Below are 20,315 nucleotides of genomic sequence, written 5' to 3'. Positions count from 1 at the left end.
GTGTCGGCGCCGTTACGACGCCAACCTGTATTGAGTTCTAACCAATAGGTCACATGGATTCAATGATCGTTTTGTCATAAGGACGTAACGATAATGCTGGTATAGCCATAAGCTGGGGTGGCTTTTCGCCCCTTTTATTAGGCAAAGCCAGCTATGATGTGCCCTGCAAAGAGGATGGGTTTAATCCTTTAGTGAGAATGCCCGCCCGTTGCAGTCGGTTATTATTCGACGAAGGGTCGGAATATTTCTTTTTGTTGCATCAAATACACGATCTGCCCCGTCAACAAAGGCTCAAAGGGCCGGCAGCCGGGGTGGGACGGCACATTCGTGCCACACGAGCGCTCTTCAAGAAAAGCGCTTGATTGAAAACCGAACCGGCGATGCGTCGTCCGTTCACTTATTGCTGAAAAGCCTGGAATTCCCATGTCGGATCGTTACGAACTCTTCCTCACTTGCCCCAAGGGCCTCGAAGGCTTGCTGATCGAGGAAGCCGTCGGGCTTGGCCTTGAGGAAGCACGCGAGCACACCTCGGCCGTGCGCGGCATGGCCGACATGGAAACCGCCTACCGCCTGTGCCTCTGGTCCCGTCTGGCCAACCGTGTGTTGCTGGTGCTTAAGCGCTTCCCGATGAAGGACGCCGAAGACCTCTACCACGGCGTGCTGGACATCGAGTGGGCAGACCACATGGTTGCCGACGGCACCCTGGCGGTGGAGTTCAGTGGCCACGGTTCGGGTATCGACAACACCCACTTCGGCGCGCTGAAGGTCAAGGATGCGATTGTCGACAAACTGCGCACCCCGACCGGCGAACGCCCGTCCATCGACAAGATCAACCCGGACCTGCGCATTCATCTGCGCCTGGACCGTGGCGAAGCGATCCTGTCCCTCGACCTCTCCGGCCACAGCCTGCACCAGCGTGGTTATCGCCTGCAGCAGGGCGCCGCGCCACTCAAGGAAAACCTGGCGGCGGCGATCCTGATTCGCTCCGGCTGGCCGCGTATCGCCGCTGAAGGCGGCGCGTTGACGGACCCAATGTGTGGCGTCGGTACCTTCCTGGTGGAAGGCGCGATGATCGCCGCCGACATGGCCCCCAACCTCAACCGCGAGCAGTGGGGCTTCACCGCTTGGTTGGGCCACGTTCCGGCCCTGTGGAAGAAACTTCACACTGAGGCCAGCGAACGTGCCGCCATCGGTATGGCCAAGCCGCCGTTGTGGGTTCGTGGTTATGAGGCCGATCCACGGTTGATTCAGCCGGCTCGCAATAACATCGAGCGTGCTGGCCTGAGCCATTGGATCAAGGTGTATCAGGGCGAAGTCGGCACCTTCGAACCGCGCCCGGACCAGAACCAGAAAGGCTTGGTGATCTGCAACCCACCTTACGGCGAGCGCCTGGGTGATGAAGCCAGTCTGTTGTACCTCTACCAGAATCTCGGCGAGCGCCTGCGTCAGGCTTGCCTGGGTTGGGAAGCGGCGGTATTCACCGGTGCCCCGGATCTCGGCAAGCGCATGGGCATCCGCAGTCACAAACAGTATTCGTTCTGGAACGGCGCCTTGCCGTGCAAGTTGCTGCTGATCAAGGTCACGCCGGATCAGTTCGTGACGGGCGAGCGCCGTACCCCTGAGCAGCGTCAGGCGGAACGTGAGCAGGCCGTTTACGACCAGGCGCCGACCGAGCCGCAAGAGCGTCAGTACAACAAGAACGGCAACCCGATCAAACCGGCACCGGCTCCGGTGGTCGAGCAGGCGCGCTTGAGCGAAGGCGGGCAGATGTTCGCCAACCGGTTGCAGAAAAACCTGAAGCTGCTGGGCAAGTGGGCCAAGCGTGAAGGCGTTGATTGCTACCGCGTCTACGATGCCGACATGCCGGAATACTCCATGGCCATCGATCTGTACCACGATTGGGTCCACGTTCAGGAGTACGCCGCACCGAAATCCATCGATCCGGAAAAAGCCTCGGCGCGCATGTTCGATGCGCTGGCCGCGATTCCCCAGGCGTTGAACATCGACAAGAGCCGCGTGGTGGTCAAGCGCCGCGAGCGTCAGAGCGGCACCAAGCAGTACGAGCGTCAGAGCGCCCAGGGCAAGTTCACCGAGGTCAGCGAAGGCGGCGTGAAGTTGCTGGTCAACCTGACGGATTACCTGGATACCGGTCTGTTCCTCGATCACCGGCCAATGCGCTTGCGCATTCAGAAAGAAGCGGCCGGCAAGCGCTTCCTCAATCTGTATTGCTACACCGCCACTGCCAGTGTGCACGCAGCCAAGGGCGGCGCGCGTAGTACCACCAGTGTCGACTTGTCGAAAACCTACCTGGATTGGGCACGCCGCAACTTCTCCCTCAACGGCTTCTCGGACAAGAACCGTCTGGAGCAGGGTGACGTGATGGCATGGCTGGAAGCCAGTCGTGATGAGTTCGACATGATCTTCATCGACCCGCCGACTTTCTCCAACTCCAAGCGCATGGAAGGCATCTTCGACGTGCAGCGTGACCACGTGCAGTTGCTTGACCTGGCTATGGCCCGTCTGGCACCGGGCGGTGTGTTGTACTTCTCCAATAACTTCCGCAAGTTCCAGCTGGAAGACAACCTCAGCCAGCGTTATGCGGTTGAAGAAATCAGCGATAAAACCATCGACCCGGATTTTGCGCGCAACGCCAAGATCCATCGGGCCTGGAAAATCACCGCACGCTGATCTGCACCCTTTGAAGCCGCGAGCCTGGAGTATTCCAGGCTCGCGGCTTTTTTGCGCTGGTCAAACTCAACCCCTGTGGCTATAACTTAGGGTCCAGCCAAAGTGACGTCCCGGCACACTGGCGCTTTGAGTGTTGCCTATGTCGCTGCATGCCGTGCGCCCGAAAATCCTTGGCTTTATCAATGAGCAGGCGTCGGCGTGGCTCGTGGCATTGGCGGTCTTTCTGGCAGGCGTGGCGCTGACGGTCATCGTCGCGTGGGCGGCGTCCGATCTCTATCAACAGCAGGTTCGCCAGCGGTTTCAGTTGTTGGTCAACGAACGCTACAGCCGTCTTCAGGAGCGCTTTGAAGATCAGGAACAACGCCTGGGTAGCCTGCGGCGTTTTTTCGTCAACTCTCACATGGTTTCCCACAAAGAATTCGATGGTTTTGCACAGCCCTTGCTGCTGCGTACCCGGGCCTATGCCTGGGCGCCGCGAATTTTTCGTGATCAACGCAAGGAGTTTGAACAGCAGGCGACCCGTCAGCGCGGTTTTCCGTTTGCCATTCGTGAATTGAATGAGGCGGGTGAATTGGCGCCAGCGGCCGAGCGCGATGAATATGTGCCGGTGCTGTACAGCCAGACTCAAAGCATCCTTGGGTCACCTCTGGGGTTTGATCTGTTGGCCCAGCCTCTGCGTCGCTCGACGCTTGCGCGGGCACAAAAAACAGGAACAATGGCGGTTTCTCAACCTATGCAATTGGTGGGCGTGGAGCCGGCCTATGCCATGGGCGTCTTGCTGGTGGCGCCGGTCAGTCACGCGGCTACTGCGCAAACGCCCCAAAGCGAGCCATACGGTTACGTGATGGCCGTGATCAGCATGCGCCAGCTGGTGGCCGACGGTTTGCCTAAGCCGGACCGGGACAACCTGGTGGTGCAGATTGTCGACACCTCCGATACGCAGCAACGCGTGCTCTACGAATCCAGCAGCGCCTTGGCCCACAGCAGCCTGGAGGCGACACGCCGGTTGACCTTGGGCGATCACGTCTATGCCTTGACGCTGCGCCCCAGCCAGGTATTCGAGAAGGTCAATCACTCTTCGGTGATCGGCATCCTGAGCATGGGTAGCCTGCTTAGCGTGTTGCTCAGTGCCTTGCTTTACGTACTGGTCAGCCAGCGCCAGCGAGCACTGAAGCTGGTGGAACAACGCACTGGCCAGTTGCACCAACGGGAGCAGGAGTTGCGCGGCGCCCACGGCCAATTGCGCAGTGTGCTGAACGCGGCAACGCAGGTAGCGATCATTGCCACTGACTTGCGCGGGGTCATCAATACCTTCAATGCCGGGGCTGAGCAGATGTTGGGCTTTGAGGCCGATCAGGCGGTGGGCCATCTGACCCTCGCAAGCCTGCACCTGGCCCCCGAGCTTGATGCCCGGGCCGCGCAGTTGAGCCTGGCGCTCGGTAAACCCATTGCGCCGAATCAGGCGATGCTGGTGGAAAGCGGTGACAATGTGCATGAGGCCCGTGAGTGGACGCTGGTACGCAAGGATGGCAGCCAGTTGACGGTGAATATGCTGGCGACGACCTTGCTGGATGACCATGGTCTGTGGATTGGCCACTTGGCGATCTGCCTGGATGTCACTGAGCAAAAACGTGCCTATGAGGCGCTGGCAGCGCGGGATCGCCTGCTGAAAAAGCTCAGCGCCCATGTTCCCGGCGGCATCTTTCAATTCACCCTGGAGCCCGGGGATAATTGGCGATTTATCTATGCCAGTGATGGCATTCGGGACATCTACGAAATCGAGCCTGGGTTGTTGCAGTTGGATGCGAAACAAGTCTTTGAGCGCATTCATCCTCAGGACGCCGAACGGGTCCGCGCGTCTATCCGCTTGTCAGCGCTGCAATTGAGTCACTGGCGTGAAGAGTACCGCGTGCAATTGCCTCAACGGGGCCTGCGCTGGGTCCGTGGCGAAGCTACCCCGGAAGAGCTATCGGGCGGCGGTACGTTGTGGCATGGCTATGTATCCGATATTTCCGACCTGAAGCGGGTTGAGGAAGAGCTTCGGGCTCTGTCCATCACTGACTCCCTGACGGGCATTTATAACCGGCGCTACTTCCAGGACCGCCTACGGACCGAGATGATCAGGGTCAAGCGTACTTCGGGAGCGTTGGCGGTGATCATGTTCGATATTGATCACTTCAAGCGCATCAATGACCAGCATGGGCACGCCGTGGGCGATGGCGTGTTGCGAGAGTTGTGTCGACGGATCAGCCAGCGCTTGCGTCGTACTGATGTGTTCTGCCGCCTGGGAGGCGAGGAGTTCATGGTGCTGTGCCCTCACACCGATGGCGCCCAAGCCTACAGCCTGGCGCTGGAGTTGTGGCAAGCGTTGCGCAGCGCGCCAATGGAGCGCGTGGGTACCGTGACAGCCAGCTTCGGGGTTGCCAGTTGGCGGGTCGATGAGGGCGTAGACAGTTTGTTGTTGCGCGCGGACTCGGGGGTGTACGCGGCCAAGCAGACGGGCAGGGATCGAGTCGAGGTGGAGCGGTTGTCGGCTTGATGACAGCCTTGCAGGAGCCGGGCCCCTGCAAGGCTGTGGGATTTACAGAACCGGCGCAGCCGCGGCCAGCTTCGGCTGGCGATACAGGTCCAGCAGCACCTGATCCAGCACCGACGAGGCGCCCCACGGCTTCGGATCGTTGAGGATCGCCACCACAGCCCAAGTGTTGCCATTGTCATCGCGGCTGAAGCCGGCGATCGCCCGCACGGTGTTCAGGGTGCCGGTCTTGACGTGGGCTTCACCGCGCAACGCCGTGGTTTTCAGGCGTTTGCGCATGGTACCGTCCATCCCGGAGATCGGCAGCGAACTGATGTACTCCGCCGCGTACGGGCTTCTCCAGGCCGCTTGCAGCATGGTCGCCATCTCCCGGGCGCTGACCCGCTCGGCACGGGACAATCCGGAACCGTTCTCCATCACCAGATGTGGCGCGGTGATGCCTTTTTTCGCCAGCAACTGACGTACGACCCGCTGGGCAGCCTTGGCGTCGTCGCCATCGGCATCGGTGCGGTATTGCGCGCCGAGGCTGAGGAACAATTGCTGGGCCATGGTGTTGTTACTGTATTTGTTGATGTCGCGGATGATTTCCGCCAGGTCCGGTGAGAACGCACGGGCCAGGACCTTGGCGTCCTTGGGTACCGGGGCCTGGATGTCACGGCCCTGGATGCTGCCGCCCAGTTCTTTCCAGATCGCCCGTACGGCTCCGGCGGTGTAGGTGGCGTGGTCGAGCAAGGACAGGTAGGTCTGAGAGCTGCAACCATCACCCAATTGCCCGTTGACAGTCACCGTGACACTGCCATCGGCGGCGGTCACCGGGTTGTAGCGCACGTCACCGGTGCACTGTTTGCTGTTGATCACCTTGACCTGGTTGTCGATGTGAATACTGGCAATCGGTGGCTCCACCGAAATCAGTACCTTGCCCGAGTCGTTGCGGGCTACAAAACGCAAGGCCTTGAGGTTGACCAACAGGGCATCCGGCTTGACCAGGAAGGGCTTGTTGGCGTCGTTGCCGTCGTCATTGAATTCAGGCAATTGCGGCTGGACGAAGAAACTGCGGTCCAGCACCAGGTCGCCGGTGACTTGCTGCACGCCATTGGCCCGCAGGTCGCGCATCAGTAACCAGAGTTTTTCCATGTTCAGCTTGGGATCGCCGCCGCCCTTGAGGTATAGGTTGCCGCGCAGTACGCCGCCGCTCAGGGTGCCGTCGGTGTAGAACTCGGTTTTCCACTGATGGTTGGGGCCGAGCATTTCCAGGGCCGCGTAGGTGGTGACCAGCTTCATGGTCGATGCCGGGTTGACCGACACATCGGCATTGAACACGGTGGGTGTGCCCGGGCCGTTGAGGGGAATCATCACCAGGGACAGCGCGTTGTTCTGCAGCTTGGCCTTCTGGAGGGCTTCCTGAACCTTGGGGGGCAGGGTGGTATTGATCGGGGCGGCGGTGACGGAAAAGGCCAGGGGAAAAAGAAAACCGGCCAGTAACAAGGGACGCAAAGATTTGATCATAAGAAATGAAACCCTACTGCTGAGGAGGGTGGAAAGGCGAGGGCATATGAACGAAAATCCCTCAGTGGTCATGAATGTGTCGGCATTATGCCCCAAGCGTGAGGTACTTGTGCCTGAACGATAGCTGCTAATCGCGGATTTTTTTACTGGCACAGTGCCGCCCGTCCCAGAGAGTCGGGCAAAGGCCTGCTTAAACTGCTAAAGTGCCGCCCGTTATTACTTATGAGGATTGTTCCATGGCGACTAACCGTTCCCAGCGTCTGCGCAAAAAACTGTGCGTTGATGAATTTCAAGAGCTGGGCTTCGAGCTGAACCTGGATTTCAACGAAGGTTTGGACGACAAGGCTATCGACGCTTTCCTCGACGCATTCCTGAAAGAAGCGATGGAGGCCAATGGCCTTGGCTACGTGGGCGGCGATGACTACGGTCTGGTTTGCCTGCAGAAGCGTGGCTCGGTCAGCGAAGAACAGCGTGTTGCTGTTGAAGCTTGGCTCAAAGCCCGTAGCGAGCTGAAAAGCGTTGAAGCTAGCCCGCTGATGGACGTCTGGTACCCGGAAAAGCCGATCAATCCGGTAGCCTGATGTCATGAAAAAGCGACCCGCCCGGGTCGCTTTTTCGTTATGGCGTCTTAAAAAGTCAGGCCTTGCGCCAATTCAGAATCACCAGCGTCAACACCCCCGCAACAATCCCCCAGAACGCCGAACCGATGGAAAACAACGTCAACCCCGACGCTGTAACCATAAAGGTGATCAGCGCTGCTTCCCGTTCCTTGGGCTCATTCATGGCAATGCTCAGGCCATTGATGATCGAGCCAAACAACGCCAGTGCTGCAATCGACAGCACCAACTCCTTAGGCAGGGCTGCGAACAAGGCCGCCAAGGTGGCGCCAAATACCCCGGCAATCCCGTAGAAAATCCCGCACCAGACCGCCGCGGTGTAGCGCTTGTTACGGTCCTCATGGGCGTGTGGACCGGTGCAGATCGCTGCGCTGATGGCTGCCAGGTTGATACCGTGGGAACCGAACGGTGCCAGCACCAGCGAGGCCAGGCCGGTGGCGGTGATCAGGGGCGAGGCCGGCACGTTGTAGCCATCGGCCCGCAGTACCGCGACCCCCGGCATGTTCTGTGAGGTCATCGCGACCACGAACAGTGGAATACCGATGCTGATGGTGGCGGCCAGGGAAAAGTGCGGAGTGGTCCATACCGGTGTCGCCACTTCCAGGTGGAAGCCACTGAAATCCAGTAACCCCATCAGGCCGGACAAGGCGGTGCCGATCAGCAGCGCCGCCAACACCGCATAGCGCGGTGACAGGCGCTTGACGATCAGGTAGGTGAAGAACATCCCCAGCACCAGCGCTGTGCGGTGTTGTGCGGCGACGAAAATCTCGCTGCCGATCTTGAACAGAATCCCCGCCAGCAAGGCCGCCGCCAGGGACGCCGGGATACGCTTGACCAGTTTTTCAAAACTGCCGGTGAGCCCGCAGATCGTCACCAGCACCGCGCAGGTGATGTAGGCACCGATGGCCTCGCCGTAGCTCACGCCGCCCAGGCTTGTGATCAGCAGCGCCGCGCCGGGTGTGGACCAGGCGATGGTGATCGGCGTGCGATAGCGCAGGGACAGGCCGATGCTGCATACCGCCATGCCGATGGAAATCGCCCAGATCCACGACGAAATCTGCGCCGTGGTCAGGCCCGCGGCCTGGCCGGCCTGGAACATCAGCACCAGGGAGCTGGTATAGCCGGTCATCATGGCAATGAAGCCGGCGACGATCGCCGAAGGCGAGGTATCGGCCAGTGGGCGCAGTGGCGCCTGGGTCGCGTCGGTCATGGGGTGGTGTTCCTTGTTACCTGTAGGAGCGAGCAAGCTCGCTCCTACAATGAATGGGAAATTACCGATTCAAGCCTAAACTCAAACGTAACGACTCATTGCAATACAGCCGGCGCCGCAAACAGCCATACAGTCGTGTTGGCGCAACGGGTTGTGTACAATATGCGTTGTTTTTACGCGATACTTGCCAGCGACCCTCAGTACCGTATTACAGTCAACGTCAATTCGCCGCCGTTCTCCCGACCCGAGTGCCCATGAACGAACAGTTGCAGCCCCTCAAGAAACAACCGCGAGCCGGTAAGGCCGGTCGCAGTGGAACCCAGGACGATATCGTCTACGCGCATATCTTCGAGGCGATCCTTGAACAACGCCTGGCGCCCGGTACCAAATTGAGTGAAGAAGCACTGGGCGAAATCTTCGGTGTGAGCCGTACGATCATTCGCCGGGCGTTGTCGCGCCTGGCCCACGAAGGCGTGGTGTTGCTGCGGCCCAATCGCGGTGCGGTCGTGGCCAGCCCGAGTGTCGAGGAAGCCCGTCAGGTGTTCATGGCCCGACGCCTGGTGGAGCGCGCGATCACTGAATTGGCGGTGCAGCATGCCACAGCCGAGCAGTTGGCCGAATTGCGTCAGATGGTCAATGACGAGCGGGACAGCTTCTCCCGAGGCGATCGCGGGGCGGGTATTCGGCTTTCCGGCGAGTTCCACCTGAAGCTGGCCGAGGCGGCGAAGAACGCACCGCTGATCAGCTTCCAACGCAGCCTGGTGTCCCAGACTTCGTTGATCATCGCCCAGTACGAAAGCGGCAACCGTTCCCACTGTTCCTACGATGAGCATACCCAACTGATCGACGCCATCGAGGCGCGGGATGCGACGTTGGCCGTGAACCTGATGATGCACCACATGGATCACATCGACAGCAAACTCAACCTCGATGAGGAAAGCGCGTCGGATGACCTGCATGCGGTGTTCTCGCATCTGTTGCAGACCAAGAAGCCAGGGCGGTCTTCGGTAAAACTGTAGACCCGATCAAAATGTGGGAGCTGGCTTGCCTGCGATAGCGTCACCTCGGTTGAACTGAGCTACCGAGGCGTCTGCATCGCAAGCAAGCCAGCTCCCACATTTGTTTTGTGTTGTTTTTGATATCAGCGTTGGTGCACCAATTGCCCCGCCGCATACGTCTGCAACACCGCCCGATCATCCCCCAGCGTCATCAATACAAACAACGTCTCGGCAATGTTATTGGCCTGCTTCAAGCGATAGCTGAGCAGCGGCGTAGCGTTGTAGTCCAGTACTAGGAAGTCCGCATCGGTGCCCGGTTGCAGCGTGCCGATCTTGTCTTCCAATCGCAACGCCCGAGCGCCGCCCAGGGTCGCCAGGTACAACGACTTGAACGGACTCAGCCGCGCCCCCTGCAACTGCATCACTTTGTAGGCTTCGTTCAGCGTTTGCAGGAGCGAGAAACTGGTGCCGCCACCGACATCGGTGCCCAGGCCGACATTGAGCTTGTGCTTCTCCGCCATCGGCAGATTGAACAAGCCGCTGCCGAGGAAAAGGTTCGAAGTCGGGCAGAACGCTACTGCCGAACCCGCTTCTGCCAGGCGCGCGCATTCGTCGTCGCACAGGTGCACGCCGTGGGCGAATACCGAACGTTCCCCCAACAGCTTGTGATGGTCGTACACGTCCAGGTAGCCGCTGCGCTCCGGGAACAGTTCCTTGACCCATTCCACTTCCTGCAGGTTTTCACTGATGTGAGTCTGCATGTACAGGTCCGGGTATTCCCCCAGCAATTGCCCGGCGAGGGTCAGTTGTTCCGGGGTGCTGGTGGGTGCGAAACGGGGCGTCACCGCGTAGTGCAAGCGACCCTTGCCGTGCCAGCGCTCGATCAGCGTCTTGCTTTCCTGGTAGCCGGATTCGGCGGTGTCAGTCAGATAGTCCGGGGCGTTTCGGTCCATCATCACTTTGCCGGCGATCATGCGCAGGTCGAGTTTCTCGGCCGCTTCGAAAAACGAATTCACGGACTGCGGATGCACGCTGCCAAACACCAAGGCCGTGGTGGTGCCGTTACGCAGCAGTTCCTTGACGAAAATGTCCGCGACTTCTTCGGCGTGGGCCTTGTCGGCGAACTGGCTTTCACAGGGGAAGGTGTAGGTGTTGAGCCAATCCAGCAACTGTTCGCCATAGGCGCCGACCATGCCGGTTTGCGGCAGGTGGATATGGGTGTCGATCAGGCCGGGGGTGATCAGCGCATCCTGGTAATGGGTGACTTCGATGTCGGCCGGCAGGCTGGCGAGCAGTTCGCTGGCATGGCCCAAGGCGCTGATCTGGCCGTTATCGATTACCAGGAGGCCGTCTTCGAAATACTCATAGGAGGCTTCAATGCCTACTTCAGCGGGGTCGGCGATGCTGTGCAGGATGGCGGCACGGTAGGCTTTGCGAGTCAAAGGCATGGTCGTCTCAGTTAATAGCTTGGCTGCGGCGCGAGGCCGGCAGCAGTTTGGCAATAGGTTCGGCGCTGGCGGTGTGCTGGCCGAAATTGGCGTTATAGGTGGCGATGATTTCGCCGGCGATGGAGATGGCGATCTCCACAGGCAATTTGCCTTTGACCTCGGTGAGGCCCATCGGGCAACGCATACGTTGCAGTTGCGCGGCGTCGAAGCCGCGATCCCGCAGGCGGTGTTCGAACTTGACCCGCTTGGTCTTCGAGCCGATCAGGCCGAAGTAGGCGAAGTCATTGCGCTTGAGCAGGGCGGCGGTCAACTCCAGATCGAGGGCGTGGTTGTGGGTCATGACGATGCAGTAACTACCCACCGGCAAGTTGTCGATTTCATCCACGGGCTCTTCGCTGACGATTTTACGCACGCCCTGAGGGATCTGCTCCGGGAATTCCTGTTCCCGGGAATCGATCCAACGCACGCGGCAGGGCAGGCTGGCCAATAACGGTACCAAGGCGCGACCGACATGGCCGGCACCGAACACGGCAATCTGCGCCTGGACCTGGCCCATCGGTTCGAACAGCAATACCGTGACGCCACCGCAGCACTGGCCCAGGCTGGCGCCGAGGCTGAAGCGCTCCAGGTGGGTGTTCTGCTGGCCGCGACCGAGCATCTCCCGGGCAATCTGCATCGCCTTGTATTCCAGGTGCCCGCCACCGATGGTGTCGAAGGTCTGACTGGCGGCGATGACCATCTTCGAGCCCGCGTTACGCGGCGTGGAGCCTAGCTCTTCGATGATGGTCACCAGCACGCAGGGTTCACCCTGGGTTTGCAGGTCGGCGAGGGCGCTGATCCAGTTGTTCATGTTTACCTCAACATTTCTGTTGTCAGTCCGGCCGCCATCGCAGGCAAGCCAGCTCCCACATTTTTGATTTGTGAACACATTCAAATGTGGGAGCTGGCCTGCCTGCGATGGCGGCACCTCGGTCTAAAGCGAAGCCAACTCGGTTTCAGCTTCAACAGCTTTCGCCGCCTTCAACTGCCGCATCTGCTCACAGCCCCACAACACCCGCTCTGGCGTCGCCGGTGCATCAATCTTCGGCTGATGGCGGTAGTCACCGAGGCTGGCCACGGCATCCTTGATCGCACACCAGGACGCAATGCCGAGCATGAACGGTGGCTCACCCACGGCCTTGGAATGGAACACGGTGTCTTCCGGGTTCTTGCGGTTTTCCACCAGTTTCACCCGCAAGTCCAGCGGCATGTCTGCTACGGCCGGGATCTTGTAGCTGGCCGGGCCATTGGTCATCAATTTGCCCTTGGCGTTCCACACCAGTTCTTCCATGGTCAGCCAGCCCATGCCCTGAATGAAGCCGCCCTCGACCTGGCCGATGTCGATGGCCGGGTTCAGCGAAGCACCCACGTCGTGGAGGATGTCGGTACGCAGCATCTTGTATTCACCGGTCAGGGTGTCGACGATCACTTCACAACAGGCCGCACCGAAGGCGAAGTAGTAGAACGGCCGCCCCCGCGCCTGGCTGCGGTCGTAGAAGATTTTCGGGGTCTTGTAGAAGCCGGTGCTGGACAACGATACCTGGGCGAAATACGCCTGCTGGATCAGCGTTTCAAACGTCAGGATATGGTCGCGGACCCGTACATGGCCGTTGTGGAATTCCACATCGGCCTCACTGACTTCGTACTTGCGCGCGGCAAACTCCACCAGGCGTTGCTTGATGATTTCGGCGGCATTCTGCGCGGCCTTGCCGTTCAGGTCGGCACCGCTGGAGGCGGCGGTCGGCGAGGTGTTCGGTACCTTGTCGGTGTTGGTGGCGGTGATCTGTACTCGGTCGGTTTCTACCTGGAACACTTCGGCGACCACCTGCGCGACCTTGATGTTCAAGCCCTGACCCATCTCGGTGCCGCCATGGTTCAGGTGGATGCTGCCGTCGGTGTAGATGTGGATCAGCGCACCGGCCTGGTTAAGGAAGCTGGCGGTGAAGGAAATGCCGAATTTCACCGGCGTCAGCGCCAGGCCTTTTTTCAGGATCGGGCTATTGGCGTTGTAGCGACGGATCGCTTCGCGTCGTTCGACATATTGGCTGCTGGCTTCCAGTTCGGCGGTCATTTCTTCGAGCATGTTGTGCTCGACCGTCTGGTAATAGTGGGTGACGTTGCGCTCGGTCTTGCCGTAGTAGTTGGCCTTACGCACGGACAGCGGATCGAGGGTCAGATGACGTGCGATAGCGTCCATCACTTCCTCGATGGCGACCATTCCTTGTGGGCCGCCGAAGCCACGATAAGCCGTGTTGGACGCGGTGTTGGTCTTGCAACGATGACCGTTGACCGTGGCATCGCCCAGGTAATAGGAGTTGTCGGCGTGGAACATGGCGCGGTCGACAATCGAGTTCGACAGGTCCGGTGAGCAGCCGCAGTTACCGGCCAATTCCAGATTGATCCCGTGCAGGCGACCGTTGTCGTCAAAGCCCACGTCATATTCGATATAGAAGGGGTGACGCTTGCCGGTCATCAGCATGTCTTCGACACGGGGCAGGCGCATCTTGGTCGGCTGGCCAGTGAGGTGGGCAACTACCGCACACAGGCAGGCGGGGCTTGCGGCCTGGGTTTCCTTGCCGCCGAAACCGCCGCCCATACGGCGCATGTCGACGACGATTTTGTTCATCGATACGCCGAGTACTTCCGCCACCAGCTTCTGCACTTCGGTGGGGTTTTGCGTGGAGCAGTAGACGATCATGCCGCCGTCTTCGGTGGGCATCACCGAGGAGATTTGGGTCTCCAGGTAGAAATGTTCCTGGCCGCCGATGTGCAGGGTGCCCTGGATACGATGCTTTGCCGTCGCCAGCGCGCCCACCGAATCACCACGTTGGTGGGTATGGCTGTCCAGCACGAAATGTTTTTTACGATAGGCCTCGACTACATCCAACACCGGTTCCAGGTCTTCGTATTCGATGACAGCGGCCATCGCCGCTTTACGTGCGGTCTCCAGGTCGCAGGCGGCCACGGCCAGCACCGGTTGCCCGACAAACTGCACATCATCAATCGCCAATAACGGGTCGCCGGGCATCAGCGGGCCAATGTCTTTCAGACCCGGAACATCTTCATGGGTGATGACGATGCGCACGCCTTCAAAGGCGTAGCAGGGCGCGGTGTCGATGCTGATGATTTTGGCGTGGGCACGGTCGGAAAGACGCGCATAGAGGTGCAACTGGTTGGGGAATTCCAGGCGGTCATCGATGTACTGTGCTTCACCCGATACGTGCTTGGCAGCGCTGTCGTGCTTGACGCTGCGGCCGACTCCGGAAGTCAGGTCTTTGGCAAATAGCTCGGCGAGTTCGGCCTGGGATTTTTCCACGGCGTGATGGTTAGACATAAGCGGTCACCCGAGTCTCGATGTGCGGCGTTTGCAGTTCGATGAAGTATTTGCGCAGCAGGTTCTGCGCACTGAGCAGACGGTATTCCTTGCTGGCGCGGAAGTCCGACAGCGGGGTGAAATCCTCGGCCAGGGCGGCACAGGCTTTTTCCACGGTGGCTGAATTCCAGGTCGCGCCTGTCAGGACCTCTTCGCAATGTTTTGCGCGTTTTGGCGTAGCTGCCATGCCGCCGAAGGCGACACGGGCATCGGCGATCACACCGTTATCAATCTTCAGGTTGAAGGCCGCGCAGACGGCAGAAATATCATCGTCCAGGCGCTTGGAAACCTTGTAGGCGCGGAACAGCGGTTGGCCCTTGGGCACGATGATTTTCTCGATAAACTCGCTGTCCTGGCGGGCCGTGACGCGGTAGTCGATGAAGTAGTCTTCCAGGGCCAAGGTGCGACGGGTATTGCCTTTGCACAGGACGATTTGCGCGCCCAGGGCGATCAGCAGCGGCGGCGAGTCACCGATAGGCGAGGCGTTGCCGATATTGCCGCCCAACGTGCCCTGGTTGCGGATTTGCAGGGAGGCGAAGCGGTGGAGCAGGTCGCCGAAATCAGGGTATTCGTTATTCAGCGCCGCGTAGCAGTCGGACAGCGATGTGGCGGCGCCGATTTCCAGGCGATCATCGAAGGTATCGACACGTTTCATCTCAATGATATTGCCGACATAGATCATTACCGGCAGTACGCGGTGGAACTGGGTCACTTCCAGTGCCAGGTCGGTGCCGCCGGCCAGCAGCCGGGCTTGAGGGTAGGCGTCATAGAGGTCAGCAAGATCGGCGACCGTCAGTGGCACCAGGCAGCGTTTGTCGCCGCTGTTCAGCTCGCCGGTTTGTGTTGGGGCAATGGCCTTGAGACGGGCGATGGTGTCGGCTTCGCGGCTGTCGAACTGGTCCTGGGGTTTGTTGCAGCAGGCTTGTTCGGCAGCGGCTAGAATCGGGCGGTAGCCGGTGCAGCGGCAGAGGTTGCCGGCCAGCGCTTCGTGAGCCTTGTGGGTGTCGGGCGCTTCGCTGTTCTTTTGCAGGGCGAACAACGACATCACAAAGCCTGGGGTGCAGAAGCCGCACTGCGAGCCGTGGCACTCGACCATGGCTTTCTGCACGCTGTGCAGTTCACCTTGGTGCTTGAGGTCTTCGACGCTGATCAGTTGTTTACCGTGCAGTGACGACACAAAAGTCAGGCACGAGTTGAGGCTGCGATAACGAATCTGCTCGCGGCCCTGATCATCGGCATGCAACTCGCCCACCACCACGGTGCAGGCACCGCAATCGCCGCTGGCGCAGCCTTCCTTGGTGCCGGATTTGCCCAGATGCTCGCGCAAATAGTTGAGCACGGTCAGGTTGGGGTCCAGGGCGTGCTCGCTACGGAGTTCCTGGTTAAGTAAAAACTGGATCACGGAAGGCCTCGCAGACTCATTATTGTTGTTAACCGCTTTGCGCCGAATCTAGTCATGTCTGACTTTTCGGTCAACGATTTTCTGACCGGAAGGTCAAGAAAATGCGATTTCAACATCTTTAATTATGGTCCAGATCTTTGGAACCGACGTTTTGGGGGGCATATGGGCTTTAACGGCTGCTTATTTCATGCCAAATTCCAGCTTGTGGGCCCAGCGCCATCAACCTGCAAGTGCGCTACACTGCCGCGCTCGTACCGATAGAAGATTTTGAAGGGAAAACATGACGTTCAAGGCGCCGGATAGTCTTGCCGAGCAAATCGCTCACCACCTCGCCGAACGTATCATTCGCGGCGACCTCAAGCCTGGGGAGCGGATCCAGGAGCAGAAGGTCACGCTGGCGCTCAATGTCAGCCGTGGCTCCGTGCGCGAAGCCTTGCTGATCCTTGAACGGCGGCACCTGATCGCGATCCTGCCGCGCCGTGGTGCCCACGTCACCGAGCTCACTGCCCACAAGGTGCAGAGCCTGTGCACGCTGATGTCCGAGTTGTACATCCTGCTGGGCAACTCGGTCGCCGAAGGCTGGAAAACCCAGACCGACATGGCGCCGTTCGTGCAGATCCAACAGCGGCTGGTGAGTAATTTCGAGCGCCAGGACATTCGTGCCTTCGTCGAAGAAAGCTTCAACGTGATGCGCGCGGCCTATCCCTTTGCCAACAATCCGTATCTGCAGGAAACCGTCGAGAATCTGCAACCGGCGATGAACCGTGCCTATTACCTGGCCCTGGATCAGCGCAAGGCGGAAATGAGCGAGTACCTGGCTCTGTTCGAGCAATTGCTCGCCGCTGTACTGGCCCGTGACCTGCCACAGATTCGCCAGGTGCTCTCGGCCTACGGCCAGCGCAGCAGTTCCCTGGTTATCGCTGCCTTGGCGGTTGCCTAAGCGTGCGGCTCAAGTGCATCAAACTGGCGGGGTTCAAATCCTTCGTCGACCCGACCACGGTGAACTTCCCCAGTAACATGGCGGCGGTGGTAGGGCCCAATGGCTGCGGCAAGTCGAACATTATCGACGCCGTGCGCTGGGTGATGGGCGAGAGCTCCGCGAAAAACCTGCGTGGCGAGTCGATGACCGACGTCATCTTCAACGGCTCCACCAGCCGTAAACCGGTGAGCCAGGCCAGCATCGAACTGGTGTTCGACAACTCCGACGGCACCTTGGTTGGCGAGTACGCCGCCTATGCGGAAATCTCCATCCGCCGCAAAGTGACCCGCGACAGCCAGAACAGTTACTTCCTCAACGGCACCAAGTGCCGACGCCGGGACATTACCGATATCTTCCTCGGCACCGGCCTGGGCCCGCGCAGCTATTCGATCATCGAGCAGGGGATGATTTCCAAGCTGATCGAAGCCAAGCCCGAAGACCTGCGTAACTTTATCGAAGAAGCCGCCGGCATCTCCAAGTACAAGGAGCGCCGTCGCGAGACCGAAAACCGTATTCGCCGCACCCACGAAAACCTCGCCCGCCTGACCGACTTGCGTGAAGAGCTGGAGCGTCAGCTCGAGCGTCTGCACCGCCAGGCCCAGGCTGCCGAGAAGTATCAGGAATACAAGGGCGAAGAACGCCAACTCAAGGCCCAACTGTCGGCGCTGCGTTGGCAGGCCTTGAATGATCAGGTCGGCCAGCGCGAAGCGATCATCGGCACCCAGGAAATCAGTTTCGAAGCCCTGGTGGCCGAGCAGCGCAACGCCGACGCGAGCATCGAACGCCTGCGAGACGGTCACCATGACCTGTCTGAGCGCTTCAATCTGGTGCAGGGGCGCTTCTATTCGGTGGGCGGTGATATTGCCCGGGTCGAGCAGAGCATTCAGCACGGTCAGCAGCGCTTGCGTCAGTTGCAGGACGATCTGAAAGAAGCTGAACGCGCGCGCCTGGAAACCGAATCTCACCTGGGTCACGACCGTACCTTGCTGCTGACCCTCGGTGAAGAGCTGGACATGCTCACCCCTGAGCAGGAAGTCACCAGTGCGGCGGCCGAAGAAGCTGCTGCGACCCTGGAAGAATCAGAAACCACCATGCACGGCTGGCAGGAGCAGTGGGACGCTTTCAACCTGCGTTCCGCTGAACCACGCCGTCAAGCCGAGGTGCAGCAGTCGCGCATCCAGCAACTGGAAACCAGCATGGAACGCTTGGCCGAACGCCAGCGGCGTCTGCTGGAGGAGCGCGTGTTGCTCGCCGCAGATCCGGAAGACGCGGCGATCTTGCAACTGAGCGAGCAACTGGCCGAGAGCGAAATGACGCTTGAAGAGCTGGAAGCCAGCGAAGAACAGCAAGTGGAGCGCCTGGAGCAACTGCGTCAACAGCTGCAACAGGCAGGTCAGGCGCAGCAGCAGGCTCAGGGTGACTTGCAGCGGCTCAACGGCCGCTTGGCGTCGCTGGAAGCCCTGCAGCAGGCGGCTTTGGATCCTGGCACGGGTACCGCCGAATGGTTGCGCGATCAACATCTGGCCGAGCGCCCTCGCCTGGCTGAGGGCTTGAAAGTCGAGGCCGGTTGGGAGCTGGCGGTGGAAACCGTGCTGGGTGCCGATCTGCAAGCGGTGCTGGTGGACGATTTTGGCGGTTTCGACCTGGCCGGTTTTGCCCAGGGCGATTTGCGCTTGCTTAGCCCTGCGGCGGACGGTGTGCGGGTGCCGGGCAGTTTGCTGGACAAGGTTGAGGCGGCGATTGATTTGTCGCCCTGGCTGGGCCAGGTCAAGCCGGTGGAGAGTCTGGAGCAGGCCTTGGCACTGCGTGGGCAGTTGGCGGCCGGCGAAAGCCTGATCAGCCGTGACGGCTACTGGGTCGGTCGGCATTTCCTGCGGGTACGCCGCGCCAGTGAAGCGGAAAGTGGTGTGCTGGCCCGTGGTCAGGAAATCGTCAACCTGAGTGCCGAACGTGAAGAGCGCGAAGCAACCCTCGACGCGCTGGAAACCCAATTGCAAACCCTGCGCGCTACCCAGCGCCAGCAAGAAACTGGCCGCGAACACCTGCGCCGGCTGTTGCAGGATGAAGCGCGTCAGCAAGGCGAATTGAAGGCCCAGCTGTCGGCGAGCAAGGCCAAGGTCGAACAGTTGACCCTGCGCCGTTCCCGCCTTGATGAAGAAGTGGCCGAGATGGGCGAGCAGCGCGCCCTTGAACACGAACAAGTCGGCGAGTCACGCCTGCAATTGCAGGAAGCCCTCGATAGCATGGCCCTGGATACCGAACAGCGCGAGTTGCTGTTGGCCCAGCGCGACAGCTTGCGCGAGCGCCTTGATCGAGTACGTCAGGAAGCCCGTCAGCACAAGGATCACGCGCATCAATTGGCGGTGCGCCTGGGTTCGCTCAAGGCGCAGCACGACTCTACACGCCAGGCTCTCGAGCGCCTGGAGATGCAGTCTGAACGGCTGACCGAGAAGCGCGAGCAACTGAGCCTCAATCTGGAGGAGGGCGAAGCCCCGCTGGAGGAGTTGCGGCTCAAGCTTGAAGAGTTGCTCGACAAGCGCATGACCGTCGACGTCGAACTCAAGACTGCACAAATTGCCCTGGAAGATGCCGACCGCGAACTACGCGATGCCGAAAAACGTCGGACCCAGGCCGAGCAGCAATCGCAACTGATCCGTGGTCAACTTGAACAGCAGCGTATGGAATGGCAAGCCCTGACTGTGCGCCGTAAGACCTTGCAGGATCAGTTGCTGGAAGATGGCTACGACTTGCATGGCGTGCTCAATACCTTGACCGCCCAGGCCAACGAAAAAGAGGCCGAAGAAGAACTTGAGCGCATTGCCGCGCGTATTCAACGACTGGGCGCGATCAACCTCGCGGCTATCGATGAGTATCAGCAGCAGTCCGAGCGCAAACGTTATCTGGATGCCCAGAACGCCGATCTGGTGGAAGCCCTGGACACTTTGGAAAACGTTATTCGCAAGATCGACAAGGAAACCCGTAATCGCTTCAAAGATACCTTTGATCAGATTAATGGTGGTTTACAGGCGTTATTTCCGAAAGTTTTCGGTGGTGGCAGCGCTTATTTGGAACTGACGGGCGAAGATCTACTCGATACAGGGGTGACGATCATGGCGCGGCCTCCGGGCAAGAAGAACAGCACCATCCATTTGTTGTCCGGTGGCGAGAAGGCACTGACTGCATTGGCCCTGGTATTTGCCATCTTCAAGTTGAACCCGGCGCCGTTCTGCATGCTCGACGAAGTTGACGCCCCGCTGGATGACGCTAACGTTGGACGGTATGCCCGACTGGTTAAAGAGATGTCCCAGACGGTGCAGTTCATCTACATCACCCACAATAAGATCGCCATGGAAATGGCCGATCAGTTGATGGGGGTGACGATGCACGAACCGGGATGTTCGCGTTTGGTGGCGGTAGATGTCGAAGAAGCGATGGCGATGGTGGAATCTTAAGCTGCGGTTTGAAAGGGATTTTTCAGCAGGATGTAAGGTGTTTTACCGGTCGTGGGAAGATGGCAAA

General features: G+C 59.7%; 12 protein-coding genes. 6 read left to right on the top strand and 6 right to left on the bottom strand.

Annotated features, from left to right (window positions below; translation table 11 throughout):
* Positions 1 to 423 precede the first annotated feature (423 nt).
* Both rlmKL and HKK55_RS16540 read left to right on the top strand, forming a co-directional pair.
* The gene (rlmKL, locus tag HKK55_RS16545) at positions 424 to 2,688 is read left to right on the top strand and encodes a bifunctional 23S rRNA (guanine(2069)-N(7))-methyltransferase RlmK/23S rRNA (guanine(2445)-N(2))-methyltransferase RlmL (protein ID WP_169355666.1); all 2,265 of its coding nucleotides are present in this window, start codon (positions 424 to 426) and stop codon (positions 2,686 to 2,688) included.
* A gap of 139 nt (positions 2,689 to 2,827) precedes the next feature.
* Positions 2,828 to 5,227, top strand: coding sequence for a GGDEF domain-containing protein (locus HKK55_RS16540; RefSeq protein ID WP_169355665.1), 2,400 nt, complete (start codon positions 2,828 to 2,830; stop codon positions 5,225 to 5,227).
* A gap of 42 nt (positions 5,228 to 5,269) precedes the next feature.
* Here the strand turns inward: HKK55_RS16540 and dacB are convergent, their stop codons facing one another.
* The gene (gene dacB, locus HKK55_RS16535; protein WP_169355664.1) at positions 5,270 to 6,730 is read right to left on the bottom strand and encodes a D-alanyl-D-alanine carboxypeptidase/D-alanyl-D-alanine-endopeptidase; all 1,461 of its coding nucleotides are present in this window, start codon (positions 6,728 to 6,730) and stop codon (positions 5,270 to 5,272) included.
* 236 nt (positions 6,731 to 6,966) lie between these two features.
* Here dacB and HKK55_RS16530 point away from each other — a divergent pair, with 236 nt between their 5' ends.
* Positions 6,967 to 7,311, top strand: coding sequence for a YggL family protein (locus HKK55_RS16530; RefSeq protein ID WP_155583066.1), 345 nt, complete (start codon positions 6,967 to 6,969; stop codon positions 7,309 to 7,311).
* Positions 7,312 to 7,366: 55 nt separating this feature from the next.
* On the opposite strand, the gene HKK55_RS16525 is transcribed toward HKK55_RS16530, so the two are convergent.
* Positions 7,367 to 8,557: a benzoate/H(+) symporter BenE family transporter gene (locus HKK55_RS16525; RefSeq protein WP_169355663.1), complete on the bottom strand. Its 1,191-nt coding sequence runs from the start codon at positions 8,555 to 8,557 to the stop codon at positions 7,367 to 7,369.
* A gap of 254 nt (positions 8,558 to 8,811) precedes the next feature.
* Between HKK55_RS16525 and HKK55_RS16520 the strand changes: the two genes are divergently transcribed.
* A complete protein-coding gene (locus tag HKK55_RS16520) occupies positions 8,812 to 9,576 on the top strand; it encodes a GntR family transcriptional regulator (protein ID WP_169355662.1) in 765 nt (254 codons plus the stop codon).
* 122 nt (positions 9,577 to 9,698) lie between these two features.
* Here HKK55_RS16520 and guaD read toward each other — a convergent pair whose 3' ends face one another.
* The 4 genes from guaD to xdhA form a co-directional block, all read right to left on the bottom strand.
* Complete coding sequence (guaD, locus tag HKK55_RS16515) at positions 9,699 to 11,003, bottom strand: guanine deaminase (protein WP_169355661.1); 1,305 nt, start codon at positions 11,001 to 11,003, stop codon at positions 9,699 to 9,701.
* A gap of 7 nt (positions 11,004 to 11,010) precedes the next feature.
* Complete coding sequence (gene xdhC / locus HKK55_RS16510; protein ID WP_169355660.1) at positions 11,011 to 11,853, bottom strand: xanthine dehydrogenase accessory protein XdhC; 843 nt, start codon at positions 11,851 to 11,853, stop codon at positions 11,011 to 11,013.
* A 123-nt stretch (positions 11,854 to 11,976) separates the two neighbouring features.
* Positions 11,977 to 14,376, bottom strand: coding sequence for a xanthine dehydrogenase molybdopterin binding subunit (xdhB, locus tag HKK55_RS16505; protein WP_169355659.1), 2,400 nt, complete (start codon positions 14,374 to 14,376; stop codon positions 11,977 to 11,979).
* On the bottom strand, positions 14,369 to 15,817 hold the full coding sequence (xdhA, locus tag HKK55_RS16500; RefSeq protein WP_169355658.1) for a xanthine dehydrogenase small subunit: 1,449 nt from the start codon (positions 15,815 to 15,817) through the stop codon (positions 14,369 to 14,371). The genes xdhB and xdhA overlap by 8 nt, the downstream gene beginning before the upstream one ends.
* A gap of 280 nt (positions 15,818 to 16,097) precedes the next feature.
* On the opposite strand from xdhA, the gene HKK55_RS16495 reads away from it, so the two are divergent.
* A complete protein-coding gene (locus tag HKK55_RS16495) occupies positions 16,098 to 16,757 on the top strand; it encodes a GntR family transcriptional regulator (protein WP_169355657.1) in 660 nt (219 codons plus the stop codon).
* Between the two features lie 2 nt (positions 16,758 to 16,759).
* Entirely contained in the window at positions 16,760 to 20,248 is a 3,489-nt protein-coding gene (smc, locus tag HKK55_RS16490) for a chromosome segregation protein SMC (RefSeq protein WP_169355656.1), read from the top strand.
* The last annotated feature ends 67 nt before the right edge of the window (positions 20,249 to 20,315 follow it).

This window comes from Pseudomonas sp. ADAK18 (genome assembly GCF_012935695.1).
Lineage (GTDB): Bacteria > Pseudomonadota > Gammaproteobacteria > Pseudomonadales > Pseudomonadaceae > Aquipseudomonas.
The sequence above is the reverse complement of the archived record's forward strand: the minus strand, read 5'-3'. Positions and strand labels throughout refer to the sequence as shown.